Raw genomic sequence first — 26,554 nt, 5'->3', positions numbered from 1 at the left:
CCCCTGGGGGAGGTGGATCGCCGGCGAAGCCGGCGAGACGGAGGGGGCCCGAACGGCCCCAACTGTCACAATGACGCTGGTCCTGCCGTAACGATTCCAACGGCTTGTCAGTTTCTCGCCCCGACTTTCCCGCCAGGGTTTCCCCGTCCCCTATAATCACGCCCGGTCTCGTCGCTTGGAGGGCTCGCTTGGCCTGCGACCTTGCGGCGGCGGGAGCGGATGGAACGGGAGCGGGGGTGCAACTCCTCCGCGCCGACGGCGTCTCCGGACGTCGCCGGAGGGTCGAGGGGGATACTCGATCGCACTCGGGACGGTTCTTCGCAGGGACCGCCGACCCGTCGCAGGCTTATGGGGTTAGGCGATAAGACCGCCACCGCTCGGCGCCCCGAGCTTGCAGGCCAACCATTCGCGCGGGGCGTCAAACCTTCGTCGAAACGGTACTCAGAACACAAAACTCCGGGCGAAGGCCCGGCGCCCCGCCCAGCCCTCCGCTTCCAAAGGGCCTCCAAACTCCGCCGAACGGACGGAGCGCCTCCGTTCGTCTGCACGACGCTGCGGGAACGGGCTGAAAGCTTGTCCGTTGATGTCGCGCCGACGCCTTGATCCGGCCCGAAACACGGTGCGGTATGGTGTGGCTTGAAGCCTGTTCTCCTCGGATGATTATGCAGACCCGATCGATCGTGCTCGTCGCCGCCCTGGCCCTGTCGGCCTGCGGCAACCCCACCAATTCCAAGGCGCAGGAGGGCGAGTTCGCCCAGCCGACGCGCACCGCGCCCAGCGATGCGGCGGGGATGAAGTCCAGCTTCGCGCCGGTGGTGCGATCCGCCGCCCCGGCCGTGGTCAATATCTCGGCCCGCAGCGTCCAGCGGGTCCAGGCCGATCCCTTCTTCCAGTTCTTCGGCGGCGGCATTCCCCAGGCGCGGGTGGCGGAATCGGTCGGGTCGGGCGTGATCGTCCGCTCGGACGGGATCGTCGTCACCAACAACCACGTCATCGACGGCGCCCAGCAGATCAAGGTCGTGCTGAACGACCGGCGCGAGTTTCCCGCCACCGTCATCCTGGCCGACGAGCGCAGCGACATCGCCGTGCTGCGGCTGGAGAACGTCAGCGACCGCCTGCCGGTCCTGGCCATCGACGATCAGGAGGAACAGCAGGTCGGGGACCTGGTCCTGGCCATCGGCAATCCGTTCGGCGTGGGCCAGACGGTGACCAACGGCATCATCTCGGCCCTGAACCGGACCGAGACCGGCATTTCCGACAGCGGCTCCTTCATCCAGACCGACGCGGCCATCAACCCCGGCAATTCGGGCGGGGCCCTGGTGGACATGGACGGCGACCTGATCGGCATCAACACCGCCATCTTCTCCCGCTCGGGCTCGTCCGCCGGGGTCGGCTTCGCCGTGCCCGCCGCCATGGTCAAGCGCGTGGTCGATTCGGCCCTGGGCGGCGCCAAGGCCGTGGTTCGTCCCTGGCTGGGCGTGAAGGGCGACACCGTCACCGGCGACATCGCCGGCAGCCTGGGCCTCAGCCGGCCGCAGGGACTGGTCGTCACCGACGTCTACGCCAACGGTCCCGCCGCCCGCGCCGGTCTGCGCCAGGGCGATGTGATCACCGCCGTGGACGGTCAGGAGATCAACGACCAGAACGGGCTGAACTACCGCATCGGCTCACGCAATCCGAACGATCAGGTCCAGGTCGCCATCCTGCGCGACGGCCGGCCCCAGACCCTGACCGCGCGGGTCCAGACCCTGCCCGGCGACGCCGACCCCCGCCAGGGCGTCGTGATCCAGTCCGGCCCCTTCGCCGGGGCCCAGGTCGTGGCCCTGAACCCGGCCCTGGCCGACCGCCTGGGCGGCGACCCGTTCGCCACGGGCGTCATCGTCACCGGCGTGTCGGGCCGGGGCTACGCCGCCCGCGCCGGCTTCCGCCAGAACGACCTGATCGTCAGCATCAACGGCCGCGCGATAGCTTCGGCGCGCGACGTCGAAGCCGCCGGCGCCGGTCGCGGCCCGTGGGAAATCGTGGTCAATCGCGGCGGGCGCCAGATTCGGGGCGTGTTGCGCTAAGAAGGCTTGCTCTGCGCTGTCCGGCGATTACCTTGGATTGGCGACCTGCTCGCTGAGGTCGTGGCGAATTCAGGGGAAAGGGAGCGGCGTGAACCACGGGGTTGGTCTGACCTGCGCGATTGGACTGGCTCTCTCGCTTTTGAGCTTTGGAGGCGCCGAGGCCGCCTACCGTGACGATCTGTGCCATCAGGCCACGCCGGAGACGTTTGTTCTGTCCGGGCCCATCGATGCGGCCATGACCGCCTGCGTCGAAAGCCGTTTCGCCCCTACGACAACCGAACTGATTCTGACCAGTCGTGGCGGCTCGGCGGATCAGGCGATGCGGATCGCCGAGGGGTTTGAGGGGCGGCGTCTGACCATGACGGTCAAGGAGGAGTGCAACTCCTCCTGCGCCAACTATTTCCTCCCTCTGGCGGGTCGGCTGATCGTTGAGCCGGGCGCGGTGATCGTGATCCACGGCGGTATTGATCCCAGCCTGATCTCGCGACAGTTGGTTCCGGACGGCGGAATGGCCGCTGCCGGGGTCGATCTCCAACCGATCGCGGAACGTCAGCGAGCCTTCGTTGCGCGTAACGGAATCAATCCCGGTTGGCTCATGTACCGAGAAGCCAACTCCTTGAGCGTCCAACGTCTGGACGGCGAACTGGCGAATGCCGATGCGCGCACCAAGGCCTGGCTGGTCGAGGAGACGATGGCGAAATCCTGCCTGCCGAATACGGTGGTCGAATACCGGACCGACCGGCGCGGCGAATGGCTCAGCGAATCCCGTCGGCGTGCCCTCCGGCGTCAGAATATCGCCCGCTCCAACACCGTAGTTTGCAACTGATGACGCTTGAGCTCAACGTTCTTGAAGTCGAGGCTGAGCCAAGCCGTCTGTTGTCGCAGCCATGAGCGAACCAACCGCCTTCGAGTTTTTCATTGCGGCGGTCGGCCTTGCGGTCTTCCTAGTCGCCGCCTGGAAACTTGCCTCCTGGTTCACCAGACGGGGCCAAATCATACGCCCTCTCACTCTGATGGATTCCCTCATGACAAAGACGGAGAAGGTCGCAGCCAAGAAGAAACGGGCGTTGGGGTCTTCTGAAAAGGACGTTTGACCTCCTCTCAGCTCCTCTTCGGTCCGCCGATCGACCAGGTGTGACCGAAGGGGTCGCGCAGGACGCCGTAGCGGTCGCCCCAGAACTGGTCGGCCATGTCCATGACCGGTTCGGCGCCGCCGACGGTCATGGCGCGGGTCCACCAGGCGTCAGGATCGAGGACCTGCAGGTGAAGCGTCACGCCGGCGGGTCGCACGTCCTGAACGCCGGTGTATTCCGGGAACTCGTCATTCAGCATCAGGCTGGCGCCGTTGATCTTCAGATGGGCGTGGATCAGTCGTTCGCCGTCGTCGGCCAGGCGGCGATCCAGCACCTCGGCCCCGAAGGCGATGACGTAGAAGTCGATGGCGGCCGAGGCTCCGCGCGACGGAATCGTCAGATGCGGGGTGAGGCCTGAGGTCGGACCTTGGTTCGGATGGGCGTCGGTCATGATGAGTCTCTGAGGCGCTGAACCATACTAACGGGTGAAAACCGCTTTAGGCACGACTACATAGGTCGCAATGACCGATCTGTTCGAAGCCTCCGGCATCTTGCCCCCCGACGCGCCTTTGGCCGACCGTCTGCGACCGCGCACGCTGGACGAGGTGGTGGGGCAGGATCATCTGCTGGGCGCCGGCGGGCCGATCCGGCGGATGATCGAGGCGGGGCGTCTGGGGTCGATGATCCTGTGGGGGCCGCCCGGCACCGGCAAGACCACCATCGCCCGGCTGCTGGCCCAGGCGGCGGGCTATGAATACCAGTCGATCAGCGCCGTCTTTTCCGGCGTCGCCGATCTGAAGAAGGCGTTCGAGGCGGCGCGGATGCGGCGGGCGGCGGGGCAGAGCACCCTGTTGTTCGTCGATGAGATCCACCGGTTCAACCGGGCCCAGCAGGACGGCTTCCTGCCCTTCGTCGAGGCGGGGGTCGTGACCTTGGTGGGCGCTACGACCGAGAACCCCAGCTTCGAACTGAACGGGGCGCTGTTGTCGCGGTCTCAGGTCTATGTGCTGAAACGGCTGGACGATGCGGCGCTGGATCAGCTGTTGACGCGGGCCGAGGCGCATATGGAACGGCCCCTGCCGCTGTCGCCCGAGGCGCGTCAGGCGATGTTGGCTTTGGCCGACGGTGACGGTCGCTATCTGCTGACCATGTCGGAGGTGCTGTTCGACCTGCCCGAAGGCGAGAGGCTGGACGTGCAGGGGTTGGCCGGCGTGCTGCAACGCCGCGCGCCCGCCTACGACAAGTCGAGAGAAGAACACTACAACCTCATATCCGCCCTGCATAAATCGGTGCGGGGGTCGGATCCGGATGCGGCCCTGTACTGGCTGGCGCGGATGCTGAACGGGGGCGAAGACCCGCTGTATCTGGCGCGGCGGATCGTGCGGATGGCGGTCGAGGACATCGGTGAGGCGGACCCGCTGTCGATCCTGGTCGCCAATGCGGCCAAGGACACTTACGACTTCCTGGGCAGTCCGGAGGGCGAACTGGCCCTGGCCCAGGCCGTGGTCCACCTGGCCACCGCGCCCAAGTCGGTCGGGGTGTACGAGGCTTTCAAGGCGGCCAGGAAAGCGGCCTATGAGACGGGATCGCTGACGCCCCCCGCCCATATCCGCAACGCTCCGACCAAGCTGATGAAGTCGCTGGGCTACGGCAAGGGCTACCAGTACGACCCGGACACGCCCGAGGGCTTCTCGGGCGCGAACTTCTTCCCCGACGAGATGGAACGCCGCACCTTCTACAAGCCCAAGGGCGAGGGGCATGAGGAGAAGGTCAAGGCGCGGCTGGAGCGCTGGGCCGAGATGCGGGCGCGGCTGGCGAAAGATGGGGCGGTGGACGGGGCGGGGGACTGACCTCTAGAAGCCCCCGATGACCACCCGCACCCCCGTCGCCCTGTCCGAGGATGAGATCGCCGCCGTCCGGTCATGGGTGATCCACGAGGACGCTCATGTGATCGCCTTTTCCAAGCCGTCCGGCCTGTCCAGCCAGGGCGGGCGGATCCAGGCCCATACGCTGGACGACCTGTTGTGGGCCTTTGCTCGGTCCAACGGCAAGCGGCCGGAGCTGGTGCATCGTCTGGACCGCGACACCTCGGGCGTGATCCTGGCGGCCAAGACCAAGCCGGCGGCGGGTTTCCTGGGCAAGGCGCTGCAGATGAGGCGGTTCCGGAAACAGTATCTGGCCCTGCTGTCCGCCGCGCCGGAGCCGGCGTCGGGGACCATCGACGCCCCGCTGCGCCGCGAAGAGATTGGGCGCGAGTCCTATATGCGGGTCGTCGCCTTCGATGCGCCTGGGGCGCAAGGCTCGCAGAGCCGCTATCGGACCCTAGCCGCCAATGATCAGGGGGCGGTGGTCGAGCTGGAGCCGCTGACGGGGCGGATGCACCAGCTGCGGGTTCACATGGCCCATCTGGGCCGTCCGCTGATCGGCGACGTCCGCTATGGCGGGGCGCTGACGACAGAGGTCGGTCCGGCGCCGCGCCTTATGCTGCACGCCTTGAAACTGAGCTTTCCTCATCCCGAAGGCGGGACGACGACGGTGGAGGCGCCGCCGCCGGCCGATTTCGCGGGTTTGCGTTCGGCCTTGGGCCTCTAGACGGAACGCTCCGGCTCAAGCAACGCTATCTCCGTCAAAGGGAGACAACGCCATGAAGCGCCTCGCCATTCTCAGCCTCGCCGCCTCGACCCTGGCCCTGGCCGCCTGCGCCAGCCTGGCCCCCTACGGCGCCCAGCGCGCGCCGGGCGGGCAGGGCTATTCGGAGCAGAGGATCGAGTCCAACCGTTACCGTGTCACCTACAACGGCGTCGGGGCGCCGGGCGCTGTCGCCGACTATGCGCTGGTGCGGGCCGCCGATCTGACCACGGACCAGGGCTATGACTGGTTTGAAGTGACTCAGAGCTGGACCGACGGCCGTCCCGGCGGCGCGGGCGGCGTGCGGCGCAGCGTCTCCATCGGCGGCGGATCCAGCCGATACGGCGGCTATTCGGCCTCGGGCGTCGGGGTGGGTCTGGGCCTGAACTTCAGCGGCCCCAGCCCGACCTCGACCTCGCTGGAGATCATCATGGGGCGGGGCCCAAAGCCCGACCGTCCGAACGCCTATGACGCCCGATCGGTCCAGGCCTCCATCCCGCGCTGATCAACGCCCCCGCGTCAGGGCGCGGTATTCGACCAGCCGTTCCTTGTCGCGCCGCACCTGGTCGCCGACGGTGTTGTCCACGTCCAGCGACGCGTAGCGGACCCAGCCCTCGGCCCCCAGCTTGTCCTGGATCGCCTGGGCAGGCGTCTGCCAGCGGAAATAGGACAGCCAGGTCACGCCGCATGCCAGCAGGACGGCGATGATCTGAAGGATGCGGAAGCCGATCTCGTTGGCCGCCGGGGCGGGGAAGAAGATGAAGAAGACTAGCCAGATCACCAGCACGGCGGGCGTGGTGATCCGCCCGAACCAGCGCATCCAGTAGCGTTCCCGCCGCACGCGCCACAGCTCCATCTGGATGAACTTCTCCAGATACTCCATCCGCGCCCCGATCCACATGACCAGCCGGGTCAGATAGAGGGCGCGCTGGCCCCAGGCCTTGCCGTCCATCTGGTAGGTGGTCTCGGCCTGGTCCGACAGGGCGCGGGCGTTGGTGAACAGGTTCTGCAGTTCCCGCGTCCGCTGCACGATCTCGCGCGACAGCTCGTAGGAGTCGTTCTCCAGCCGGAACCGGTACTGGATGAACAGTATGGTCGAGACGCCGAAGAAGATCCCGCCCGTGACGAGCATGGCCAGGAGGCCCAGGCCCAGACCGGCCGGTTGCCCGCCGGCCCAGTCCGCGAACAGGGTCGGTCCCATCTCGGCCAGGACGGCGAAGGCGATCAGGGCCAGGGCCTGGGTCAGCCGCTTGACGCCGACATGGACGCACAGGGCGCGGAAGATGCGTCGGCCATAGGCGTGAACCCGACCGCGGATGTCGCGGTCCGCCGGGAACCGTTCCTCGATCTGGCGCGCGAACAGGACGTGGAAACGGTCCGGCTTCTTCTCGTTCTCCCAGAAGGGAAAGATATCGAGCGGCTGGTTGAAGTAGAGGTCGATATTGCCCGATATCTTGGCGATCGAGGCGTCGTCCAGGGTGAAGTAATCGCTCTCCTGAATGGGGCGCAGCACGCCTTCGTCGGACACGGCTGGGGTTTCGGTAGGCGTCGGGTTCGGCGGCGCGGCGCGCGCCGTCTCGGGCGCATCGGCGGGGGCCAGATCGTGCGGCTGTTCGACCGACTGCGGTTCGGGTTCCGGGGAAGGCGGCGGCGACGTCATGGTCGGCGCGATCACCGGGCTCTGGCTGTCTTCCTGCGACATGACGTGGCTTCCCCCAACCCGCTGACGGTTCGTCTCGGATATCGCCGTTAACCCTGTCGCAGGGCAAGTGAAGTTTCAGTCAGACGGCCACGAACGCGCAGGATGCTTCGCTTTCGGCGAAGGCGGCGTATATAGCGCCGGATCATGACACGGTTTCTTCTCGTCGCCGCCGGGGGCGCGCTCGGTTCGATGGCGCGCTATGGCCTCGTCCTCTTGATGTCCCGGCTGACGCCCGGCGCCGGCTGGCCGCTGGCGACCTTTACGGCCAATGTGCTGGGCGGTCTGGCCATGGGGCTGCTGGTCGGCTGGCTCGCCTTCAGGGGCGATGCGCACCAGGAGACGATCCGCCTGTTCGCCGCCGTCGGCGTGCTGGGCGGGTTCACCACCTTCTCGACCTATTCGCTTGAGGCGGCGCTGATGCTGGAACGTCGCGACTACGGACTGGCTGCGGCCTATATCGTCGGTTCGGTGGTCCTGGCCGTCGTCGCCCTGTTTATCGGCATGGTGGTCGCCCGCCGCGCCTTCGGAGCCGCCATTTGACCGACCAGCCGCCCATCGAGGACGCGCCCAAGCGCGAAGTCCTGACCATCTACGTCGCCGAGGACGAGGACGGCATCCGCCTGGACCGCTGGTTCCGCAGGCGTTGGCCGCATCTGTCGAACATCCAGGTGCAGAAGATGGCCCGCAGCGGCCAGATCCGCGTGGACGGCGCCCGCATCAAGCCGGAAGGCCGCCTGACCGCCGGCGCCGCCGTGCGCGTGCCGCCGATCCCGGACGACACCTCGCGTCAGGCCGGGGATCTGCACACCCTGTCGGAACGCGACATCGCCTTCGCCAAGTCGCTGGTCCTCTATGAGGACGACATGGTCATCGCCATCAACAAGCCGCACGGCCTAGCGGTTCAGGGCGGCACCAAGACCAGCCGTCACGTCGACCGTCTGTTGTCGGCCTGGGGCGAGGGGATGGATCGTCCGCGCCTGGTCCACCGTCTGGACCGCGACACCTCGGGGGTCCTGTTGCTGGGCAAGGGGCCGGAGGCGGCCAAGCGTCTGGCCGGCGCCTTCGCTCGTCGTCAGGCCAAGAAGACTTACTGGGCCATCGTGATCGGCAATCCGAAACCCTATTCGGGCCAGATCGACATGCCGTTGAAGAAGACCGGCATCAACGACTTCGAGATGATGCGCCCGGCCGAGCGCAAGGACCCCAAGGCCGAGCCGGCCGAGACGGCCTTCAGTACGATCTCGCGCGCCTCGCACCGCGCCTCATGGATGGCCCTGCGGCCCTTCACCGGCCGGACCCACCAGCTGCGCGCCCATATGGCCGGGATCGGCCATCCGATCCTGGGCGATCCCAAATACGGGGATGATAAATCCAGGGAGTTGTCCGGCCCGCTGAAGCTGCAGCTCCACGCCCGCAGCATCGAGCTGGATCACCCGCGCGGCGGCCTGCTGAAGGTCACGGCGCCTCTGAGCCCCGAAATGAAAGCCGGCTTCGCCCACTTCGGCTTCTCCGAGGACGAGGCTGAGGACGATCCCTTCCTGGGCGTGAAGAGAATTCGATGAGCCATATCCCCCCGCTCGATCCCATGGTCGCCGCCCGCAAGGGGTTCCGCGAAACGCAGGAGACGGTGCGTCGCTTCTGGACGGCCGTCTCGGTCGGGCCGCATGCAGCCCATTCGTCTGAGGGGGGCGGCTGGGCCGTACTGCTGGACGGACGGACGCCCAAGACGCCGGCCAAGGCGCCGTTGGTGCTGCCGACCGAGGCCGCCGCCCGACTTGTCGCCGGGGAATGGGCGGCGCAGGGTGAGATCGTCCAGCCGTCGACCATGCCCGCGACCCGACTGGCCTCAACCGCCATCGACCGCATCGGCCAGGCGCGTGAGCCGGTGGCGGAAGAGATCGCCGCCTACGCCGGGTCGGACGTGGTCTGCTACCTGGCCGAACATCCGACGCCGCTGGTCGAGCGCCAGCGCCGTGAATGGGAGCCGTGGCGTGATTGGGCGGCGCGCGAGATGGGGCTGGCTCTGGAGCCAGTCGCGGGCATCGTGCATCGGCCCCAGTCGCCCGACGCCATCGCGCGGGTGAAGGCGCACGCGATGGCGATGGACGATTTCCGCCTGACAGGCCTTGCGACCGCCGTGCCGCTGCTCGGGTCGGCGGTGCTGGCCTTGGCCGTCGAGCAGGGCGCGCTGGCAGGCGTCGCGGCGTTTGAACTGTCGCGTATCGACGAACTGTTTCAGGAGGAGCAGTGGGGCGTGGACGCGGAAGCCGCGGAACGCACCGGGGCGCGTCGCGCCGAGGCGGAACTGCTGGACCGGTGGTTCAGGACGTTGGACTAGCCGTCGAGGCGGCGATGAGCGCGGCGCGCTCCTGATCGGTCAGGTGACGCCAGCGGCCCTCGGGCAGGTCGCCCAACTCCAGCGGGCCGATGCGAATACGGTACAGGTCCACGACTTCCAGCCCGACCAGTTCGCACATGCGGCGGATCTGGCGATACTTGCCCTCCGTCAGGACGAAGCGCAGGCGCTGGGGCTCGATTTGGGTGACGCGGGCGGGCTTGAGCGGCTTGTCGTTCAGCACGAGGCCGTGGCGCAGGCGGCTGAGCTTGGCTTCGGTGATCACGCCGTCGACGACGACCAGATATTCCTTGTCCAGTTCGGACGCCGGCCCGATCACCGCCTTGGCCACGACGCCGTCCGACGACAGCAGCAGCAGGCCGCGGGAGTCTTCGTCCAGCCGGCCTATCGGGGGCAATGAGGCGTCGCGCGCCGGTGTCTCGCCCTCGCCGATGCGGTTGGGGGTCTTCAGCAGGCGCACGGCGGGAATCTTGCCCGGATCCGGCTGGCCCGAAACGTAGCCGACCGGCTTGTGCAGAACCAGGGTCATGCCCGAGGCCAGGGCTTGCTGGGCCGTGTCGTTCAGCGTCAGCGTCTGGCCCGGCTCGATCTTGCGGCCCGCGTCGCTGATGGTCTCGCCGTCGATGGAGACCAGGCCTTCGGCGATCAGGCTCTCGGCTTCGCGGCGCGAACAGACGCCAGTCTGGCCCAGCCATTTGTTTACGCGGACGGGCTCGTCGCCGTCATAGGTGCGGGTGAAGGCCATCGGATTCCGTCGCTCGATCAATGCCGCTGTCTAGGGCCGGGCGCCGATGCGAGCAAGCGGGTCAAGGCCGTCAGGATCACTCTGCGCACATGCGGGGGTGTCCAAGGTTGATCCTGCCGGATTTTTCACTATATCAGGCGGCATTCCACAAACGATCCAGAGTGCGGGACGACCATGGTCGGACCCGTCGATTTTCGTTTTTCTGGTTCTTCGTGTCGATGGTTCGGCGGCCTTTGTCGCAGAATCTCGATGTTTATTGAAACCCTAGAAGGAGACGTCTTGTACGCTCAAAGCAAATCTTCCGCCGGACCCCGTCGCACTGGTTACAACCGTCCCGTTCCGACCCGGCTGCGCATGGGACTGGTGATGCGACGTGACATGGAATTCGGCGAACTGGGCGACGTCGAAGGGGCGCTGCGGGCTGAAGGCGTGGGCCTGGCGCCCATCTCGACCGGCGACGCCAGCCTGATCACCGGCGGCGTGACCGTTCTGGCGACGGCGACGGCGACCGACATCGTCGAGGGCCGTCTGAAAGGCCTGGTCGTGCCCGGCGGGTCGCAGGACGAGGCCGGCCTGGCCGCCGTGCGATCGCTGATCGACCTAGCGCGCGCCCATGATCTGCTGGTCATCGCCTTCGCCGACGGCGTCGCCGTTGCGGCTGAAAGCTTCGGCGTGACGGTCGAGGCCCAGGGCGCCCTGTTCAAGGACGGCAAGACGACCTTGCTGAACGAGCGCGCCCAGCTGTCGGCCGCCATCGGCGCGCTCTGAAATCAGACGCTTCTGAACAGCAGGGTCAGGTTGTTCGACGGCATCGGAGCCCGGCGCGTGGCCGCAAGGCCATGCGACCGGGCCAGGGTCTCGACCGCCGCACGGTCCCGCAGGCCCCATGCCGGGTTTCGCGCCTTCAGACTCTCGTCGAAGGCGGCGTTCGAGGCCGCCAGCGGAACCTCGGCCTCGCGATAGGGGCCATATAGAACCAGCAGACCGCCGGGGCGTCGCAGGACGCGACCGGCCAGATCCATCAGCCCCTCGGTCGCCGACCAGGGGCTGATGTGCGTCATGTTCGCACAATAGACGACGTCGAACCGATCTTGCGGCCACGTCGCCGGATCGGCGGCGTCCACCGACAGGGGCGGGCGCAGATTCGACGGGCCGGCGCGCCGCCAGGCCGAGAGGCTGTCGCGCGCCTGGGGGCTGGGATCGCTGGGCGTCCAATCCAGACCGGACAGGGCCGAGGCGAAGGCCAGGGCGTGGTCGCCCGATCCGGCCGCAATCTCCAGCACCTGCCCCCGCGCCGGCAGGTGCGTCCGCAACACGTCCAGGATCGAGGCGGCGTTGCGCTGGGCCGCAGGCGAAGACAAGGCGCCGTCGGGTAGGGCGTCGAGGAAGTCCAGAGTCTGCATGGCCTTCTCTTAGCCGTCCGGCGCGGGGAAGGGGAGACTGAGCTAGGCCGCGGTTTTCCCCTGAGCGGGGCGCCGGCTTGCCGGAAAGTTAAGCGATCGTTTATGTCCTTCATCGACGTTAAGCGATTGGCAACCACGATGCGACGCGCAATTCATATCGGACTGTTCATCGGCACCGTGCTCGGCCTGTGCGCCTGCGCGTCGCAATATGACGCGAACGGACGCCCGGTTTCCGGCGCCTATGGCTCGATCGAGGCCGGCCGGGCGGGCTGACACGCAAGGAAAGCGTGGCGCAAAGCGCCGCCGTGCTCTAGTGTCTTTGCGCGGACGCCGTCTGTTGCGCCGCGTTGGTCTCCAAAAACCCCTAGATGTTACTCATCGCTATTGTCGTCGTTCTGCTCCTGGTGGTGCTCAACGGCCTGTTCGCCATGACCGAGCTGGCGGTCGTTTCCTCCCGGAGATCCAAGCTTCAAAGCCGGGCGGAGAAGGGGGATCGCGGGGCGCGCAAGGCGCTGAAACTGGCCGAGGAGCCGACCCAGTTCCTGTCGGCGGTCCAGGTCGGCATCACCCTGATCGGCATTCTGGCGGGCGCCTACGGCCAGGCGACCATCGCAGGCGAATTGGACCGGATCCTCGAGACCAGTTTCCCGGCGCTGGCCGCCTATACCGAAATCTTCTCCACGGCCCTGGTCGTGGTCTGCATCACCTATATCTCGCTGATCGTCGGCGAGCTGGTGCCCAAGCGTCTGGCCCTGATCTTCCCCGAGACCATCGCGGCCAAGATGGCGCCGCCGATCTCGACCCTCGCGATCGTGCTGAAACCCTTTGTGCTGCTGCTGACGGCCTCGACCTCGGGCATCCTTAAACTTCTGGGCGTCAAGGATCGCGATGGCTCGGACGTCACCCAGGAAGAGGTCGCGACCATCCTGGCTGAAGGGACCTCGGCCGGCCTGATCGAGCCCGAAGAACAGGTGATGATCGAGGAAATCCTGCGTCTGGGCGACCGCCCGGTCCGGGTGGCCATGACGCCGCGCCACGACGTCTTCTGGATCGCCCTGGACGATCCCGAATCGGTGCTGCGCGAGGAAATCCGCACCTGTCCGTATTCGCGCATCGTGGTGGCGCGCGAGAGCGACGTCGATAATCCCCTGGGCGTGGTCCACAAGAAGGACCTGCTGGACGCCTTGCTGACCGACGGACGTTTCGACATCGAACCCCTGGTGGCCGAACCGGCCTTCATCCCCCAGTCGACCTCGGTGCTGAAGGCGCTTGAGATCCTGAAGGGCTCCAAGGTCCACATGGCCTTCATTGTCGATGAGTTCGGCGCCTTCGAAGGCGTTGTCACTGCGACCGACATCCTGGAAATGATCGCCGGCGACTTCAACGAGGGTCATGATGAGGAACAGGCCTGGATCCATCAGCGCGCCGATGGCAGCTGGCTGGTCGACGGCCAGACGGACCTGGACGATCTGGCTGACACCCTGGGCGAGGACTTCGGCGAACACGACGGCTTCCACACGGTCGCCGGCCTGATTCTGCACCAGCTGTCGCGCGTGCCGGATGAGGGCGAGGTGGTGCAGGTCGGCCGATTCGAGGTCGAGGTCGTCGATATGGACGACCGCCGCATCGACAAGTTGATCTTCAAGGAACTGATCCAGGCCCAGGACGAGCGGGCCGCCATTGCGGCGCATCTGGAAGACTAGTCACAAGTGTCACATCGCCCTTGAAATGCGGGGCGGTGTCGGGCATACGCCCCCCTCTGGCGAACGCACGGACCCGAGGGTTCGCGCGATTGTCTAGGAGTTTAGCTCAGCTGGTAGAGCACCGGTCTCCAAAACCGGGGGTCGTGGGTTCGAGTCCCCCAACTCCTGCCAATCCCCCCTGTCGCTTCCGGATGGGACTTCCCATCTGGGGCGACAGGAACAATTGTGTGAAGAGCAACTGATGGCCAAGGCCAAATCTCCCGGCAAGCGGCCCCAGGCGGGCGCAAAGCCCCAGACTGCTGCGGCCGCCGCCGCCATCACCATCGATGCGCCCGCGCCCAAGAAGCCGCGCACCAGCCCCAGCGACTTCTACAAGCAGGTCATGGCGGAGGGCCGCAAGATCGTGTGGCCCAGCCGCAAGGAGACCTGGATCACTTCGGTGATGGTCTTCATCATGGTGGTCATCGCCGCGATCTTCTTCTGGGTGGTCGACACCGGTCTCGGTTTCGCCTTCCGCTACATCATCGCTCTCGGATCCTGAGAAAGACGCGCCCATGACCGATGCAGCGCCCGCAAAGCCCGCCAATCCCCGCCACAAGTGGTATATCGTCAACGCCTATTCGAACTTCGAAAAGAAGGTCGCCGAACAGGTGCGTGATCAGGCCAAGCAGCAGGGTCTGGAAGACGCCTTCTCCGAAATCCTGGTTCCGACCGAGGACGTCGTCGAGATCCGTCGTGGGCGCAAGGTGAACTCGGAACGCAAATTCTTCCCCGGCTATGTGCTGGTGAAGATGGAAATGACCGACCAAGCCTATCACCTGGTCAAGAACACGCCGAAGGTCACGGGCTTCCTGGGCGCCGCCGGCGGCACCAAGCCCCTGCCGGTCTCGGAACGCGAAGTTCAGAACATCATCGGCCAGGTGGAAGAGGGCGTCGAACGTCCGAAGCCCACCATCCGCTTCGACATCGGCGAGAAGGTCAAGGTCATCGACGGACCCTTCGCCAGCTTCGACGGTTCGGTCGAGAGCGTGGACGAAGAACAGGCCCGCCTGCGCGTCGCCGTGTCCATCTTCGGCCGCGCCACCCCGGTCGAGCTGGAATATGCTCAGGTGGAGAAGGTCGCCGGCTGACGCTCAGGCGCCGGTTGAGATTTGAAGCCGCGTCCGAAAGGGCGCGGCTTTTTTCGTTTCGCCTCCCCATGCGCGGAGGCGCCTGTCCTCCCCATCGGCCTTCGCCGACGGGGAGGTGACGCCGCCCGTTTGCCTTTCCGTCCCCCCTCTGTTACACGCGCGCCTTCGCTCGACAGGCCTCGGCTCGTGGAGCGTCAAATCCGTGGGAGGCAGCCATGCCGCACCACGGCTCACCGGCCCGCCGTTAAGTCGTCGGGTCATTCATAGGAGAGACCAATGGCCAAGAAGATCCTCGGCTATATCAAGCTGCAAGTGCCGGCCGGTTCGGCCACGCCTTCGCCCCCGATCGGCCCGGCTCTGGGTCAACGCGGCGTGAACATCATGGGCTTCTGCAAGGAGTTCAATGCGCGCACCGAGAAGGAAGCCAAGGGCACCCCGCTTCCGACCGTCATCACCGTCTATCAGGACAAGTCGTTCACCTTCATCACCAAGACGCCGCCGGCGACCTGGTACCTGAAGCAGGCCACGGGCCTGAAGTCGGGTTCGAAGCTGGTCGGCCGTGAAGTCGCCGGCAAGATCACGCAGGCGCAACTGCGCGAGATCGCCGAAAAGAAGATGAAGGATCTGAACGCCAACGACCTCGACGCGGCGGCCAAGATCATCGAAGGCTCCGCCCGCGCGATGGGCCTCGAAGTGGTGGAGGGCTAAACCATGGCCAAGCAAACCAAGGCTCAAAAGGCCCGCACCGGCGTCACCCAAGACCTGCTGCCGTTCACCGACGCCATCAAGCTGGCCAAGGAAAACGCCAAGTCGAAGTTCGACGAATCCCTTGAGATCGCCGTCAACCTGGGCGTCGATCCGCGTCACGCCGACCAACAGGTCCGTGGCGTTGTGAACCTGCCGTCGGGTACGGGCCGTGACGTTCGCGTCGCCGTCTTCGCCAAGGACGCCAAGGCCGCCGAAGCCACCGCAGCCGGCGCCGAACACGTCGGCGCCGAAGATCTGTACGAAAAGATCGCCGGCGGCTTCATGGAGTTCGACCGCGTGATCGCGTCGCCGGACATGATGGCCCTGGTCGGCCGTCTGGGTAAGGTGCTGGGCCCGCGCGGCCTGATGCCGAACCCGAAGGTCGGCACCGTGACCCCGAACGTCGCCCAGGCCGTCAAGGACGCCAAGGGCGGCGCCGTCGAGTTCCGCGTCGAGAAGGCGGGCATCGTCCACGCCGGCATCGGCAAGGTCTCCTTCACCCAGGACGCCCTGGAAGCCAACGTGAAGGCCATCGTGGACGCCCTGGTGCGTTCCAAGCCGGCCGGCGCCAAGGGCACCTATGTGAAGCGCATCAGCCTGTCTTCGACGATGGGCCCGGGCTTCAAGGTCGATCCGGCCTCGCTGGGCGCCTAAGCGCTCGACGTTCCAGAATGATGAAGGCCCCGGAGAGCGATCTCCGGGGCCTTTTTCTTGATCGGTGTCTGTCGCGTCAGTAGGCGGCGGTGAACCGGGCGCGGCTGTGTTTGTGCTGTTCCAGTTCGTCCACCATGGCGATGGCGTAGTCGGCGAAGCTGATCTTGCTCTCGCCCTTGTCGTTGGTGATCAACTGGTCCCCGCCGGTGCGGAAGACGCCCAGACGCGGCCCCTCCTCGATCAGGGCGGGTGGAGAGAAGAAGGTCCAGTTGATCTGGGTCTCGCCGCGCAGACCGTCCAGGAAGGCGACGCCGGGCAGGGCGTAGGGCTTGAACGCCTCAGGGAAGTCCGGGGTGTCGATCAGACGCACGCCCGGCGCGACCTCCAGACTGCCTGCGCCGCCCGTGACCAGCAGTCGGGGCACGCCGGCTGCCTTCAAGGCGGACAGCAGGGTTTCGGCCGTGACGTCATGATGCAGGGCGCTGATCACTGCGTCTGAGCCCTTGATGATCTCCGCCAGGGCGGCGGAGTCGGAGGCGTCGCCCGCGACCGGGGTGACGCCGGACAGGGCAGGGATGGCCTCGGGCTTGCGGGCGACGGCGACGACGGCATGACCGCGCGCGGCCAGTTCCTTGGTGATTTCCGAGCCGGCGCGACCGCTGGCGCCGAGGACTGCGACTTTCATGGATGATCTCCTGTGGTATCCAACGGATACCAGGTGTTATAAAGTGCAGCATGTCACAAGAAGGCACTTTACTCTCATCTGGTCACCCGGCGGAAACCCGTTCGCCCGACGTCTATTCGGCCGCTTGCCCGACGCGGCAACTGCTGGATCGGGTCGCCGACAAGTGGACGACGCTGGTTCTGACGCTGCTGCGGGACGAACCGATGCGGTTCAACGCCTTGCGTCGGCGTGTCGAGGGCGTTTCGCAGAAGATGCTGAGCCAGACTGTCCGCCAGCTTGAGCGGGACGGACTGGTCGCCCGCACGGTGACGCCGACCGTGCCGGTCTCTGTCTCCTACGCCCTGACGCCGCTGGGCGGTACGCTGGTCGGTGCGCTCCAGGCCATGATCGATTGGGCCGAGGACAATATGGCCGAGGTCAGCAAGGCTCAGGCCGCCTATGATGAAAGGCGGCTCGGCTGAACTTTCCGGACGCGGAGCGGTTGACGGAGCGACGTAAACCGCGTTTTGCAAGCCGCGCCGGACGGGGATAGAGAATGGCCAAAGCCGCGAAACGCACAGGCCGGTCGGAAACGCGTCAGGTCGCAGCCCTGCCGTGGCGACTCGGTGAGGCGGGTCTGGAAATCCTGATGATCACATCGCGCGAAACGCGGCGCTGGGTCATTCCCAAGGGCGGTCGTATGGCCGGAAAGACCGACGCCGAAGCGGCTGCCCAGGAAGCGCTGGAGGAGGCGGGCGTTCGTGGTCCCATAGGCGACGCGACCATCGGTCATTTCCGCTATGCCAAGATCGTTCGCAGCGGTGATCTGAGACGCCATGTCGTCGCCGTCTATCCGATGGAGGTGGTGCTCCAACTGGGCGATTGGCCCGAGGCGCACCAGCGCGATCGGCGCTGGATGACGCCTGAGGCGGCGGCGGACAGCGTTCACGAAGCCGACCTCGCCCTGCTGATCCGCGACTTCGCCGCCACGCCACCGAGCGATTGAGCAACCGAGAGGCGATTCCCTCTGGCCACCTGCACGCCGTGCTCGGATAAGAAGGGCGAGGGGGACGATATGCGTATCATTGGGCTTTTGACGGTTGCGGCTCTGTTCGGCCTGTTTGCGGTCGGACCTGTCGCAGCGCAGGATCGCGGCCTGGCTCAGCGGACGGCGCTGGCGGAGCGGGTTATCCGACTCTCGGCCGGGCCGAACTTCACCAAGGTCATGGAGGCGATGATCGCGGACCAACTGGCCAAGGCGGACACGGAGGGGCAGGGCGCCGAGGAGGCGGCTTGGCTGCGGAGTAATGCGCCGCGCATGCTGACCGCCATGGTCGATGACATGATGGCGGACATGGTCCCCCACTACGCGTCGACGTTCACAGTCGAAGAGCTGGAGGCCCAGATCGCCTTCTATGACAGTCCCGTAGGCCGCCAGGTCGCGACGAAAACTCTCCAGCTAAGCGCGGTGATGAACGAGATCACTATCGAACATCTGACGGCCTTCACCGAAGAGTTGATGACCAAATATTGCGCCCAATTCGACTGCGAGACGGGTGGCCAAACAGGCCGCAAGTCCGGGCGCCGGTAAGCCTCAGCCGTCCAGTTCGGGATAGAGACGGAATATGCCGTCCTCGTTGAACGGGATGCGGCGGTCGCTCTTTAGGTAGGTGCTGACACGGGGCAGAGCGGCGACCCTGTCGCTGACGGCGACAATATGCGGCGTGGTGTTGAGCACGGTCTCGGTCGCCCTGGGGAAGGCATAGCCTAGGCCCTCCACCACCTGGAACAGAGACAGATCGGCATAGGTGAGGTGGTCGCCGACCAGCCAATCCGGGCCGGAGGGATTGGCTATGAGGACCTGTTCGGCCCAGCGGAGGAATTTCCCGATCCGCTGCTCCCGGAAGACCTTCGACCGGCGGGCGGCCTCTGGCTTCTGGTCGTCGTAGTAGGCCATCAGATCGACCGGGTGGTGGGTGTCGTGGGCCTCGGCGACTAGGTCGGCGAAAGTCAGCTGGATCTGGTTCAGCCAGGCGCGGTCGCTGTCGCCGTTCGGGCTGAGCCCCAGCTGCGGACCCAGCCAGGCCAGGATGGCGGCCACCTGACCGACGGTGCGATCCCCCAGGCGCAGGAAGGGCGGGGCGAAGGAGGGCGTGGCTGCGGTCTCCATCAGCGTCATCATCGCCTTTCCATTGTCCTGGCGCGAGACATCGACATAGTCCGCGCCGGCGGCTTCGAGCGCCAGGCGGACGAACTCGCCTCGCCCCTGGATTGTGGGCCAGTAGTAGAGTTCATAGGCCATGCGCTCGGCTCCTTGATTTCCTGTCGGGCTCCCTGTATGAGCGCCGCTTCCCGTCAGAGGTTCAATCCTTTGACGGTCCTGTCCGAGAACTTCGGGGCGTGGGGGTCACCCAGGCCATAACTGTCAGAGAGCCCTCTGACGCCGTGGGGAGATGGGGACGCGACCTAGCGCTGTCAGCCCGCATTCCGGGACGGACGCCGTCAGACGCATCCTTCGGACAATACGACCGGCCTGAACGCTTCGCAGCGATGCGCGGCGCTTTGGCCAATCCGTCGTCGGGAATAAGCCCGGCGGCGAATGCCAAGACTGGAGACCGCAATGGACCGCGCACAAAAGGCCGAGTCGATCGAGACGCTCAAGGGCGTATTCGCCGACGCCGGCTCCGTGGTCGTGACCCACAACCTGGGTCTGACCGTTGCGGAAATGGAAGATCTGCGCGGCCGTCTTCGTAAAGAAGGCGGCGCGTTCAAGGTGGTCAAGAACCGCCTGGCGCTGAAGGCGCTCGAAGCCGAAGAAGGCAGCGACTACCACGGCCTGTTCAAGGGTCCCGTGGGCATCGCGTACGCCGAGAACCCCGGTACGGCCGCCAAGGTCGCCACCGAGTTCGCCAAGGCCAATGATCGTTTCAAGATCATCGGCGGCTTCATGGGCGAAACTGTCGTCGACGTGAAGGGTGTGGAAGTTCTTTCCAAGCTCCCGACCCTCGACGAGGTCCGCAGCCAACTCATCGGCCTGCTCAATGCGCCCGCGACCAAGATCGCCGGCGTGCTGCAAGCACCCGCCGGTCAGCTGGCTCGCGTGTTCAACGCCTACGCCACCAAGGAAGCCGCGTAAGCGGCCCAGCCTTTCATCTCTGCATCACTCCCTAATCCCAATCCTCCGAAGGAAAACTGACAATGGCTGACCTCGCCAAGATCGTCGAAGACCTGTCCGCTCTGACCGTTCTCGAAGCTGCTGAACTGTCGAAGCTGCTTGAAGAAAAGTGGGGCGTCAGCGCCGCTGCTCCCGTCGCCATGGCCATGCCGGCCGGTGGTGGCGCTGCTCCGGCTGAAGCCGCCGAAGAGCAAACCGAGTTCACCGTCGTCCTGATCGACGGCGGCGACAAGAAGATCAACGTGATCAAGGAAGTCCGTGGCGTGCGTTCGGACCTGGGTCTGAAGGAAGCCAAGGACCTGGTCGAAGGCGCTCCGCAGAACGTCGTCGAGAACGTCTCCAAGCAAGCCGCCGACGAAGTCGCCAAGAAGCTGACGGAAGCCGGCGCCAAGGTCCAGATCAAGTAAGATCTGACTTTCGGCATTTGCTGAATATCGGAAAGGCCCGGCGGGAAACCGCCGGGCCTTTTCTTTTTGGGCCTATCGCGCTTCGCGCTGCTTGAGGCCCGTGGGCGGCGCTACGGCTGGGGCTTGGTCTGTATCAGTTCTGCGGGCGTGTCCGCGCGGCGAAGAAGGCCCACATGGCTTCGTTGTCGGCGACCCAGCTGTGGCCGCCGTCGCGGGTGATGCGGCCGACGACCTCGGCGCCGGCTCGGCAGTCGGCGTAGCCTTCCTCATAGACCGAGGCCGAGACCCAAAGCGTCGGGCGTGTCGTGGCGCAGCCGTTCAACTGGGCCCAGCGCTGCTCGGCCGCGTGCATCGTATAGCTCCAGTAGGGGGCGCCCCCGCCCTGGATCGGATTGGTCGTGTCGGCGTCGCCGGCGAAGGCGATGACCGGCATGGGGCGGGACGGCCGGCAGGTGGCCGCATCGGGCCGTTCAGGCGAGCCTTTGCGAGGGTTGCCCGCTCGCAGGCCGACGACCGGCGCGATGGCGGCGAAGCGGTCGGCGGCCACGCAGCCCAGCCAGGACGTCATCCGACCGCCGCCCGACAGGCCCGTGGCGTAGACCCGGCTGTCGTCGACGCAGCCCTGTGAAGCCAATTCCTCGACCGTCTCCACCAGGAAGCCGACGTCGTCGGCGTCGTCTGGACCCGGCACGTCGCCTGTGATGGTCGGCACGCCGGGGACGTTCCAGACGAAGCCCCGGTCGACCGGGATGCCCGCGTCGGGGGCGGCGACGATGAAGCCGTGCCGGTCGGCGGTCTCGGCCAGTTTGGAATCTCTCAGGATCGCCGCGCCCGTGCCGCCGCTGCCGTGCAGGACGAAGACAAGGGGAGCGGGCCGAGCGGGGTCGAAGCCGCGCGGAACATGGATCTGCACCGTACGCCGGTCGGGACCGAAAGCGACGCTGCGGGTGGCGCCGGGCTCGCCGATCACGCAGTCGGCCTTGGCGATGGACGCCAGTCCAAATGCGCCCAGTCCGAACGCCAAGGCTCCGAGCCAATGTCTCATGCCGTGTGTCTCCCTGTGTACTGGCCGCAGCGTGAAGCGATTCCTGGATGCGCCACACAGGCCGGTCGCCGACCATTGGAGGGATCGGTCTGGCTTCCCATTTGTTAGGCCTGAAAAGGAGATCCCCCACATGAAGATCCTGACGGTTCTGACCTCGCACGATCAACTCGGCGACACCGGCAAGAAGACCGGCTTCTGGCTCGAGGAACTGGCTGCGCCCTATTATGCGATGAAGGATGCGGGCGCGGAGATCGTCCTGGCCTCGCCCAAGGGCGGTCAGCCGCCGCTGGACCCCAAGAGCGACGACGCGGACGCCCAGACCGAAGACACGCGCCGATTCAAGGCCGACGCCGAGGCTCAGGCCGCCCTGGCCGCGACTGTCGAACTGGCCTCGGTGAAGGCCGATGATTTCGACGCCGTCTTCTATCCCGGCGGGCACGGGCCGTTGTGGGACCTGGCGAACGACGCCGACTCCATCGCCCTGATCGAGGCCTTCGCCAAGGCGGACAAGCCGACTGGCTTCGTCTGTCACGCGCCCGGCGTGCTGAAGTCGGTTCATGGGCCGGACGGCAAGCCGCTGGTCGAGGGTCGCAAGGTGACGGGCTTCACCAACTCGGAAGAGGAGGCTGTGGGCCTGACCGAGGTGGTGCCCTTCCTGGTCGAGAACGTCCTGAGCGCCAACGGCGGCGACTATTCCAAGGGGCCGGACTGGGGGTCGTATGTCTTGGTCGACGGCAAGCTGGTGACGGGGCAGAACCCGGGCTCGTCGCGTGAAGCGGCTGAGGCCCTGCTGGGGTTGTTGAAGGGGTGATGCTCACCTCTCCGCGCGCGAAGGCGCGTGGGGAGGACAGATCGCGGTAGCGATCAGGAGGGGGCGACTCCGACAGTGGGGATGACCCCAAGAGCTTCAGCCACCGAGTCGCCCCCTCCTGGCGCTCGCTGACGCTCCCGCCTGTCCTCCCCGCCGGCCTTCGCCGACGGGGAGGTGTCCCGTCTAGCGCCGACGCGGAGCGAGGATGTCCGACAGGCGGTCCGGTGTGCCCTCGATCCGTTCCAGGCGCGGATAGCGCAGGCCGTCGCGGTAGTCGAAGGCGACGGTGCGGAAGCGGTCGCCGGACTTGATCAGCAGTTCGAGCGGGGCGTCGGTCCCCTTGGCGGCGGTGACGGCGTTGCGCAGCACCTCGGCCGAACCGGCCTTGCCGTTGACGGCGACCAGGCTCCAGCCCGCGCCGATGCTCTGCTCGAAGGCGGGACCGCCCCAGCGGACGTTGGCGATCTTGTCGCCGGCCAGGGTGAAGCCCAGCGAATACTGGAAATCGTTGGCCCAGCCGGTGTTGACGGCCTTCTCGTCGGCGGTGGGGGTGTCCGTATAGATCAGGCGCCAGCCGCCGCGCTCGATCCCCGCCAGGGGGGCGCGGGCGTCGGGGCCGACGGCGTCGAGCCGGTCGCGCAGGAAGGTCGCCCAGTCATGCGGGTGGACGGCGTTCAGGGCGGCGACGACCTGATCGAAGGTATAGCCCTGGGGCGCCCAGGAGCCGTCGTCATGGCCGAAGAAGCCCTTGGCGAAATCGTCGAGGGACTTGCGGCCGTTGGTCTCGGCCCGGATCAGGGTGTCGGCGTCCAGCCAGACCAGCAGGCTTTCCCGGTAATAGTCGCCCGTGCCGCGCATCCACGAGGGGTACTGGCCGGGGACGCGGTAGCCGAGGAGGTTGTGGTTGTTGGTGTCCTGCAGCGCGCGCCACTGACGGCCCGGCTGGTTGTCGTAGAAGGCGGCGACATTGGCCAGGGTAGCCAGGGCGACGGGCTTGGAATGAAGGCCGGCGCGGGCGGCCAGGACGTCGCCCCAATATTCGGTCTGGCCCTCATAGACCCACAGCAGGGTGTTCTGGGTCGGGACGTTGTGGTTGGCGGTCAGTTCATCCGCCGGGCGCATGAACTTGCCGTTCCACGAGTGGGTGTACTCGTGCGGCAGCAGGCCGCGGTCGCCGGCGCTCTTGGACCAGTCGGTGAAGAAGCCGGGGGCGCCTGTGTTCTCGGAGCTGCGGTGATGCTCAAGGCCGATGCCGCCCATCTGGTCGGTCAGGGCGAACAGGAACTCATAGTTGTCGAAGTGGCGGGCGCCGAACAGGCGGTCGGCCTGCTGGACCATGTTCTCGTAGAGCTTCAGCTGCTCGTCGGTGGCGGCGAGGCCCTTCTCCTCGTCGGCCAGCAGGTTCAGGTGAACCCGGTCGCCGGTGGGGTCGATGTCCACGCGGCGGTAGTGGGCGCCGGCGAACATCGGACTGTCGATCAGGGTGTAGAGGTCGGTCGTCTCGAAGGCGGCGACGTCGCCGTTCCGGGACTCCGTGGTCAGGGCCGTGCCGTACTTCCAGCCAGAGGGCAGGGCAACGGAGGCGGCGACCGGGATCTGGCGGCTGTAGTAGCCGGCCGGATAGAGGATGGCCTTCTCCCACTGCAGATTGACCATGGCCGGGGTCATCAGGACGCGCCAGTTGGAACTGTCCGGCTGGGTCAGCTGCTGGAAGGCGACGTCGATGCTGGTCACGCCGGCGGGGATGTCGAGATGGAAGGCGTAGGGCTCGAGGGTGTCGCGCAGCCACTCGATCCGCTGTCCGTTCGCCGTGACCGTGAGGCCGGCCAGCAGCTGGATCGGGCCGGTGTCGGCGTGGTTGCCCGGCAGGTATTTCGGATAGAGCAGGGTCAGGGGACCGGGGCCGGCGACGGGTATGGTCTGGCTGACGCGGATGATGCGGCGGTCGAGGTCGGTGATGTCGGCCCGGTACTGGATGACGCCAGGATAGGGGGTGTCGGCTGGGGCGGGGATGGCCGGCTGAGACCGGGGCAGGGCCAGGGCGGCCTGGGTCGGGTCAGTGACCACCGGCGTGGACTGGAAGTCCTGGGCCAGGGCCGGGGCGGCGGTCATCAAGGCGGCGAGGCAGGCGGCGGCGGTCAGGCGGGTACGCGGCATCAGATCATCCGAACGGGAGGGCAGGCCTGCACCGTCGGGGAGCGGGGGAGAGGCGTCAAGGGACAGATGGTCACCTCCCCGCGCGCGAAGGCGCGCGGGGAGGACAGATCGCGCCAGCGATCAGGAGGGGGCGACTCCGAAAGTAGGGATGACCCCAAGAGCGTCTGATACCGAGTCGCCCCCTCCTGGCGTTCGCTGACGCTTCCGCCTCACCTCCCCGTCGGCCTTCGCCGACGGGGAGGTGAGTTGGGTTCAGCGCTTGCGGGGCGTCAGGATGTCGCTGAGGCGGTCGGGGGTTCCCTCGATCCGCTCCAGGCGGGGGTAGCGCAGGCCGTCGTGGTAGGGCAGGGCGACGGTCTTGTACTGGTCGCCGTCCTTGACGATCAGGGTCACGGACACGGCCGGATCCTTGGCGGCGGTGACGGCGGCGGCGATGCGGTCAGGGTTGGAGGCCTGGCCGTTGACGGCGACGATCTCCATGCCCGGCGCCAGGCCGGCGTCGAAGGCGGGGCTGGCCCACTGAACGCTGCCGATGGCGTTGTTCTCGCCCGTCTGGAAGCCCAGCGAATAGGTGAAGTCGTTGCGCTTGAACTCCCCGAACAGGGTCTTCTGATAGGCGGTCGGGGTCTCGCCATAGGCCAGGCGCCAGCCGCCGCGCGTCAGGCCGTCCAGAGGCGCATGGGCGTCCGGGCCGGTGGCGTCGAGGCGGGTGCGGAGGAAGGTCGCCCAGTCGTTGGCCACGACGCCGTTCAGGGCCGCCACCACGTCCTCGAAGGTATAGGGTGCGGGTTCGAAACTGCCGTCCTGGACGCCGTAGAAGGCCTTGGCGAAATCATCCAGCGACTTGCGGCCGCCGGTCTTCTCCCGGATCGTCGTGTCGACGTCGAGCCAGATCAGCTGGCCTTCCGAATAATAGTCCTCGTTCCGCTGCCAGGACAGCCAGCCCTTGGGCCGGCGCTGGCTGATGATCGGGTCGTTGGTCGTGTCCTGAAGCGCGCGCCACTGACGGCCGACGCGGGCGTCATAGGTCGCGGCCGTCATGGCCAGGGACTCCATCGCCTGATCTTTGGTCAGCAGACCCGAGCGGGCGGCGACGACCTGACCGTAATACTGGGTCTGGCCTTCATAGACCCACAGCAGGCTGTTCTGCATCGGGCTGTTGAAGTTCGGGACGTACTGGTCGGCGGGGCGACGCCACTTGCCGTCCCACGAGTGGTTCATCTCGTGGCTGAGCAGGTCGCGGTCGCCGAGGTGGGTGTCCCAGCCGGTGAAGAATTCCGGATCGACCGCATTCTCGGAACTGCGGTGATGCTCCAGACCAATGCCGCCCAGCTTGTCGCTCATGGAGATCAGGAAGTCGTAGTGGTCGAAGTGGCGGGCGCCGTACAGGCGGTCCATCTGGACCACGAGATTGCGCAGAATCTGGATCTGCTCGTCCGTGGCTTCCAGGCTCTTGACCTCGTCTGCGACGATGTTGGCGCGGACCGGAGAGCGGCCGCCGGGATCGAGATCGATCTGGCGATAGTGGACGCCGGCGAAGACCGGGCTGTCGATCAGGACTTCCAGGTTGACCGGCTTGAAGGTCTGGAGGTCGCCGTCCTTGGTCTGCGGCTCCAGCGCCGTGCCGAATTGCCAGCCGGTCGGGAACTTGACCGTCGGCTGGACCATGATGTTCCGCGACCAGTGGCCGGCGGGATAGAGCAGCATCTTTTCCCACTGGATGTTCAGCATCTCGGGCGTCATCGTCACCCGGCCCTGATTGCCGGTGGTGGGCGACAGGTGCTGCATCCTGATCTTCAGCTCGGTCGCGCCGGCCGGAACGGTGATGTGGTAGGCGAAGGGGGACAGGGTGTCGCGCACCCATTCCACGCGCTGATCATTCGCCGTGATCTCGATCCCCGCCAACTGCACGATGGGCCCCACGGGGCCGTGGTTGCCCGGCAGCCATTCGGGGAAGAACAGGGTCATCGGCCCCGCCTGGGCCACCGGAATGGTCTCTGTGACGCCGAAGACGTGCTGGGCCAGGTTGGTGGCGTCGATATCCAGGGCGATCACGCCTGGATAGGCGACGTCCCGCGCCTCGGGGAT

Annotated in this window: 30 protein-coding genes and 1 tRNA gene; 22 read left to right on the top strand and 9 right to left on the bottom strand. The window is 66.6% G+C overall.

The features are described 5' to 3' along the window. Nucleotides 1–662 precede the first annotated feature (662 nt). Nucleotides 663–2,066, top strand: a complete 1,404-nt coding sequence (locus ER13_RS07850) for a Do family serine endopeptidase (protein ID WP_035308170.1) — start codon at nucleotides 663–665, stop codon at nucleotides 2,064–2,066. Between the two features lie 37 nt (nucleotides 2,067–2,103). Further along, nucleotides 2,104–2,892 (top strand): hypothetical protein, encoded by a 789-nt coding sequence (locus tag ER13_RS07845; RefSeq protein ID WP_155988125.1) that lies wholly within the window; start codon nucleotides 2,104–2,106, stop codon nucleotides 2,890–2,892. Nucleotides 2,893–3,167: 275 nt separating this feature from the next. Here the strand turns inward: ER13_RS07845 and ER13_RS07835 are convergent, their stop codons facing one another. Next, on the bottom strand, nucleotides 3,168–3,590 hold the full coding sequence (locus ER13_RS07835) for a VOC family protein (RefSeq protein WP_035308166.1): 423 nt from the start codon (nucleotides 3,588–3,590) through the stop codon (nucleotides 3,168–3,170). 70 nt (nucleotides 3,591–3,660) lie between these two features. On the opposite strand from ER13_RS07835, the gene ER13_RS07830 reads away from it, so the two are divergent. From ER13_RS07830 to ER13_RS07820, 3 genes are read left to right on the top strand one after another with little or no spacing between them, the layout of a single operon-like run. Then, entirely contained in the window at nucleotides 3,661–4,989 is a 1,329-nt protein-coding gene (locus ER13_RS07830; protein ID WP_035308165.1) for a replication-associated recombination protein A, read from the top strand. 16 nt (nucleotides 4,990–5,005) lie between these two features. Beyond that, nucleotides 5,006–5,731, top strand: coding sequence for an RluA family pseudouridine synthase (locus tag ER13_RS07825; RefSeq protein WP_008263483.1), 726 nt, complete (start codon nucleotides 5,006–5,008; stop codon nucleotides 5,729–5,731). Between the two features lie 52 nt (nucleotides 5,732–5,783). Continuing rightward, on the top strand, nucleotides 5,784–6,272 hold the full coding sequence (locus ER13_RS07820; protein ID WP_035308163.1) for a hypothetical protein: 489 nt from the start codon (nucleotides 5,784–5,786) through the stop codon (nucleotides 6,270–6,272). Here the strand turns inward: ER13_RS07820 and ER13_RS07815 are convergent, their stop codons facing one another. Continuing rightward, complete coding sequence (locus ER13_RS07815; RefSeq protein ID WP_035308162.1) at nucleotides 6,273–7,469, bottom strand: hypothetical protein; 1,197 nt, start codon at nucleotides 7,467–7,469, stop codon at nucleotides 6,273–6,275. A 144-nt stretch (nucleotides 7,470–7,613) separates the two neighbouring features. Here ER13_RS07815 and crcB point away from each other — a divergent pair, with 144 nt between their 5' ends. The 3 genes from crcB to ER13_RS07800 are packed head-to-tail and all read left to right on the top strand — an operon-like array spanning nucleotide 7,614 to nucleotide 9,807. Then, complete coding sequence (crcB, locus tag ER13_RS07810) at nucleotides 7,614–8,009, top strand: fluoride efflux transporter CrcB (protein WP_008263747.1); 396 nt, start codon at nucleotides 7,614–7,616, stop codon at nucleotides 8,007–8,009. Then, complete coding sequence (locus ER13_RS07805; RefSeq protein WP_035308161.1) at nucleotides 8,006–9,031, top strand: RluA family pseudouridine synthase; 1,026 nt, start codon at nucleotides 8,006–8,008, stop codon at nucleotides 9,029–9,031. The genes crcB and ER13_RS07805 overlap by 4 nt, the downstream gene beginning before the upstream one ends. Next, nucleotides 9,028–9,807 (top strand): ATP12 family chaperone protein, encoded by a 780-nt coding sequence (locus ER13_RS07800; protein WP_035308158.1) that lies wholly within the window; start codon nucleotides 9,028–9,030, stop codon nucleotides 9,805–9,807. Before ER13_RS07805 ends, ER13_RS07800 begins: the two co-directional genes overlap by 4 nt. Here the strand turns inward: ER13_RS07800 and ER13_RS07795 are convergent. After that, nucleotides 9,791–10,570, bottom strand: coding sequence for a pseudouridine synthase (locus ER13_RS07795; RefSeq protein ID WP_035308156.1), 780 nt, complete (start codon nucleotides 10,568–10,570; stop codon nucleotides 9,791–9,793). The genes ER13_RS07800 and ER13_RS07795 overlap by 17 nt on opposite strands. A gap of 366 nt (nucleotides 10,571–10,936) precedes the next feature. On the opposite strand from ER13_RS07795, the gene ER13_RS07790 reads away from it, so the two are divergent. Then, the gene (locus tag ER13_RS07790) at nucleotides 10,937–11,338 is read left to right on the top strand and encodes a hypothetical protein (RefSeq protein WP_035308171.1); all 402 of its coding nucleotides are present in this window, start codon (nucleotides 10,937–10,939) and stop codon (nucleotides 11,336–11,338) included. Between the two features lie 2 nt (nucleotides 11,339–11,340). Here ER13_RS07790 and ER13_RS07785 read toward each other — a convergent pair whose 3' ends face one another. After that, nucleotides 11,341–11,973, bottom strand: coding sequence for a DUF938 domain-containing protein (locus ER13_RS07785; protein WP_008261888.1), 633 nt, complete (start codon nucleotides 11,971–11,973; stop codon nucleotides 11,341–11,343). Between the two features lie 102 nt (nucleotides 11,974–12,075). On the opposite strand from ER13_RS07785, the gene ER13_RS18385 reads away from it, so the two are divergent. The 7 genes from ER13_RS18385 (at nucleotide 12,076) to rplA (ending at nucleotide 16,207) form a co-directional block, all read left to right on the top strand. Beyond that, nucleotides 12,076–12,246 carry a hypothetical protein gene (locus ER13_RS18385; protein ID WP_155988124.1) on the top strand — a complete coding sequence of 57 codons (171 nt, stop codon included), beginning with the start codon at nucleotides 12,076–12,078 and terminating at the stop codon, nucleotides 12,244–12,246. 95 nt (nucleotides 12,247–12,341) lie between these two features. Further along, nucleotides 12,342–13,676 (top strand): hemolysin family protein, encoded by a 1,335-nt coding sequence (locus ER13_RS07780; RefSeq protein ID WP_196066388.1) that lies wholly within the window; start codon nucleotides 12,342–12,344, stop codon nucleotides 13,674–13,676. Nucleotides 13,677–13,771: 95 nt separating this feature from the next. Further along, nucleotides 13,772–13,847, top strand: a tRNA-Trp gene (locus ER13_RS07775). A gap of 70 nt (nucleotides 13,848–13,917) precedes the next feature. Continuing rightward, nucleotides 13,918–14,217: a preprotein translocase subunit SecE gene (secE, locus tag ER13_RS07770; protein WP_008264085.1), complete on the top strand. Its 300-nt coding sequence runs from the start codon at nucleotides 13,918–13,920 to the stop codon at nucleotides 14,215–14,217. A 13-nt stretch (nucleotides 14,218–14,230) separates the two neighbouring features. Then, the gene (nusG, locus tag ER13_RS07765; protein WP_008264196.1) at nucleotides 14,231–14,806 is read left to right on the top strand and encodes a transcription termination/antitermination protein NusG; all 576 of its coding nucleotides are present in this window, start codon (nucleotides 14,231–14,233) and stop codon (nucleotides 14,804–14,806) included. A 276-nt stretch (nucleotides 14,807–15,082) separates the two neighbouring features. After that, on the top strand, nucleotides 15,083–15,514 hold the full coding sequence (gene rplK, locus ER13_RS07760; protein WP_008259841.1) for a 50S ribosomal protein L11: 432 nt from the start codon (nucleotides 15,083–15,085) through the stop codon (nucleotides 15,512–15,514). Nucleotides 15,515–15,517: 3 nt separating this feature from the next. After that, nucleotides 15,518–16,207, top strand: a complete 690-nt coding sequence (gene rplA, locus ER13_RS07755; RefSeq protein WP_008260414.1) for a 50S ribosomal protein L1 — start codon at nucleotides 15,518–15,520, stop codon at nucleotides 16,205–16,207. A gap of 76 nt (nucleotides 16,208–16,283) precedes the next feature. Here rplA and ER13_RS07750 read toward each other — a convergent pair whose 3' ends face one another. After that, the gene (locus tag ER13_RS07750) at nucleotides 16,284–16,892 is read right to left on the bottom strand and encodes an NAD(P)-dependent oxidoreductase (protein ID WP_035308154.1); all 609 of its coding nucleotides are present in this window, start codon (nucleotides 16,890–16,892) and stop codon (nucleotides 16,284–16,286) included. 50 nt (nucleotides 16,893–16,942) lie between these two features. Here ER13_RS07750 and ER13_RS07745 point away from each other — a divergent pair, with 50 nt between their 5' ends. The 3 genes from ER13_RS07745 to ER13_RS07735 all read left to right on the top strand — a co-directional run bounded on the left by ER13_RS07745 (nucleotide 16,943) and on the right by ER13_RS07735 (nucleotide 18,462). Beyond that, nucleotides 16,943–17,353: a helix-turn-helix domain-containing protein gene (locus tag ER13_RS07745; RefSeq protein WP_035308152.1), complete on the top strand. Its 411-nt coding sequence runs from the start codon at nucleotides 16,943–16,945 to the stop codon at nucleotides 17,351–17,353. 74 nt (nucleotides 17,354–17,427) lie between these two features. Continuing rightward, nucleotides 17,428–17,877: an NUDIX hydrolase gene (locus ER13_RS07740; protein ID WP_035308150.1), complete on the top strand. Its 450-nt coding sequence runs from the start codon at nucleotides 17,428–17,430 to the stop codon at nucleotides 17,875–17,877. Between the two features lie 69 nt (nucleotides 17,878–17,946). Then, complete coding sequence (locus tag ER13_RS07735; RefSeq protein ID WP_035308148.1) at nucleotides 17,947–18,462, top strand: DUF2059 domain-containing protein; 516 nt, start codon at nucleotides 17,947–17,949, stop codon at nucleotides 18,460–18,462. Nucleotides 18,463–18,465: 3 nt separating this feature from the next. Here the strand turns inward: ER13_RS07735 and ER13_RS07730 are convergent, their stop codons facing one another. Then, entirely contained in the window at nucleotides 18,466–19,173 is a 708-nt protein-coding gene (locus tag ER13_RS07730) for a glutathione S-transferase (RefSeq protein WP_035308146.1), read from the bottom strand. Between the two features lie 318 nt (nucleotides 19,174–19,491). Between ER13_RS07730 and rplJ the strand changes: the two genes are divergently transcribed. Both rplJ and rplL read left to right on the top strand, forming a co-directional pair. Next, complete coding sequence (gene rplJ, locus ER13_RS07725) at nucleotides 19,492–20,007, top strand: 50S ribosomal protein L10 (protein ID WP_008264370.1); 516 nt, start codon at nucleotides 19,492–19,494, stop codon at nucleotides 20,005–20,007. 62 nt (nucleotides 20,008–20,069) lie between these two features. Further along, complete coding sequence (gene rplL / locus ER13_RS07720) at nucleotides 20,070–20,453, top strand: 50S ribosomal protein L7/L12 (RefSeq protein ID WP_008259470.1); 384 nt, start codon at nucleotides 20,070–20,072, stop codon at nucleotides 20,451–20,453. A 133-nt stretch (nucleotides 20,454–20,586) separates the two neighbouring features. Here the strand turns inward: rplL and ER13_RS07715 are convergent, their stop codons facing one another. Next, nucleotides 20,587–21,498 carry a PHB depolymerase family esterase gene (locus ER13_RS07715; RefSeq protein ID WP_035308144.1) on the bottom strand — a complete coding sequence of 304 codons (912 nt, stop codon included), beginning with the start codon at nucleotides 21,496–21,498 and terminating at the stop codon, nucleotides 20,587–20,589. Between the two features lie 130 nt (nucleotides 21,499–21,628). On the opposite strand from ER13_RS07715, the gene ER13_RS07710 reads away from it, so the two are divergent. Further along, nucleotides 21,629–22,309, top strand: coding sequence for a type 1 glutamine amidotransferase domain-containing protein (locus ER13_RS07710; RefSeq protein ID WP_008263932.1), 681 nt, complete (start codon nucleotides 21,629–21,631; stop codon nucleotides 22,307–22,309). A gap of 183 nt (nucleotides 22,310–22,492) precedes the next feature. Here ER13_RS07710 and ER13_RS07705 read toward each other — a convergent pair whose 3' ends face one another. Then, entirely contained in the window at nucleotides 22,493–24,466 is a 1,974-nt protein-coding gene (locus ER13_RS07705) for a M61 family metallopeptidase (protein WP_035308141.1), read from the bottom strand. 252 nt (nucleotides 24,467–24,718) lie between these two features. Beyond that, nucleotides 24,719–26,554: M61 family metallopeptidase (locus tag ER13_RS07700; protein WP_035308139.1), on the bottom strand; the 1,836-nt coding region annotated here is incomplete at its 5' end.

This window comes from Brevundimonas sp. EAKA (assembly GCF_000698025.1).
Classification (GTDB): Bacteria; Pseudomonadota; Alphaproteobacteria; order Caulobacterales; family Caulobacteraceae; genus Brevundimonas; species Brevundimonas mediterranea_A.
The sequence above is the reverse complement of the archived record's forward strand: the minus strand, read 5'-3'. Positions and strand labels throughout refer to the sequence as shown.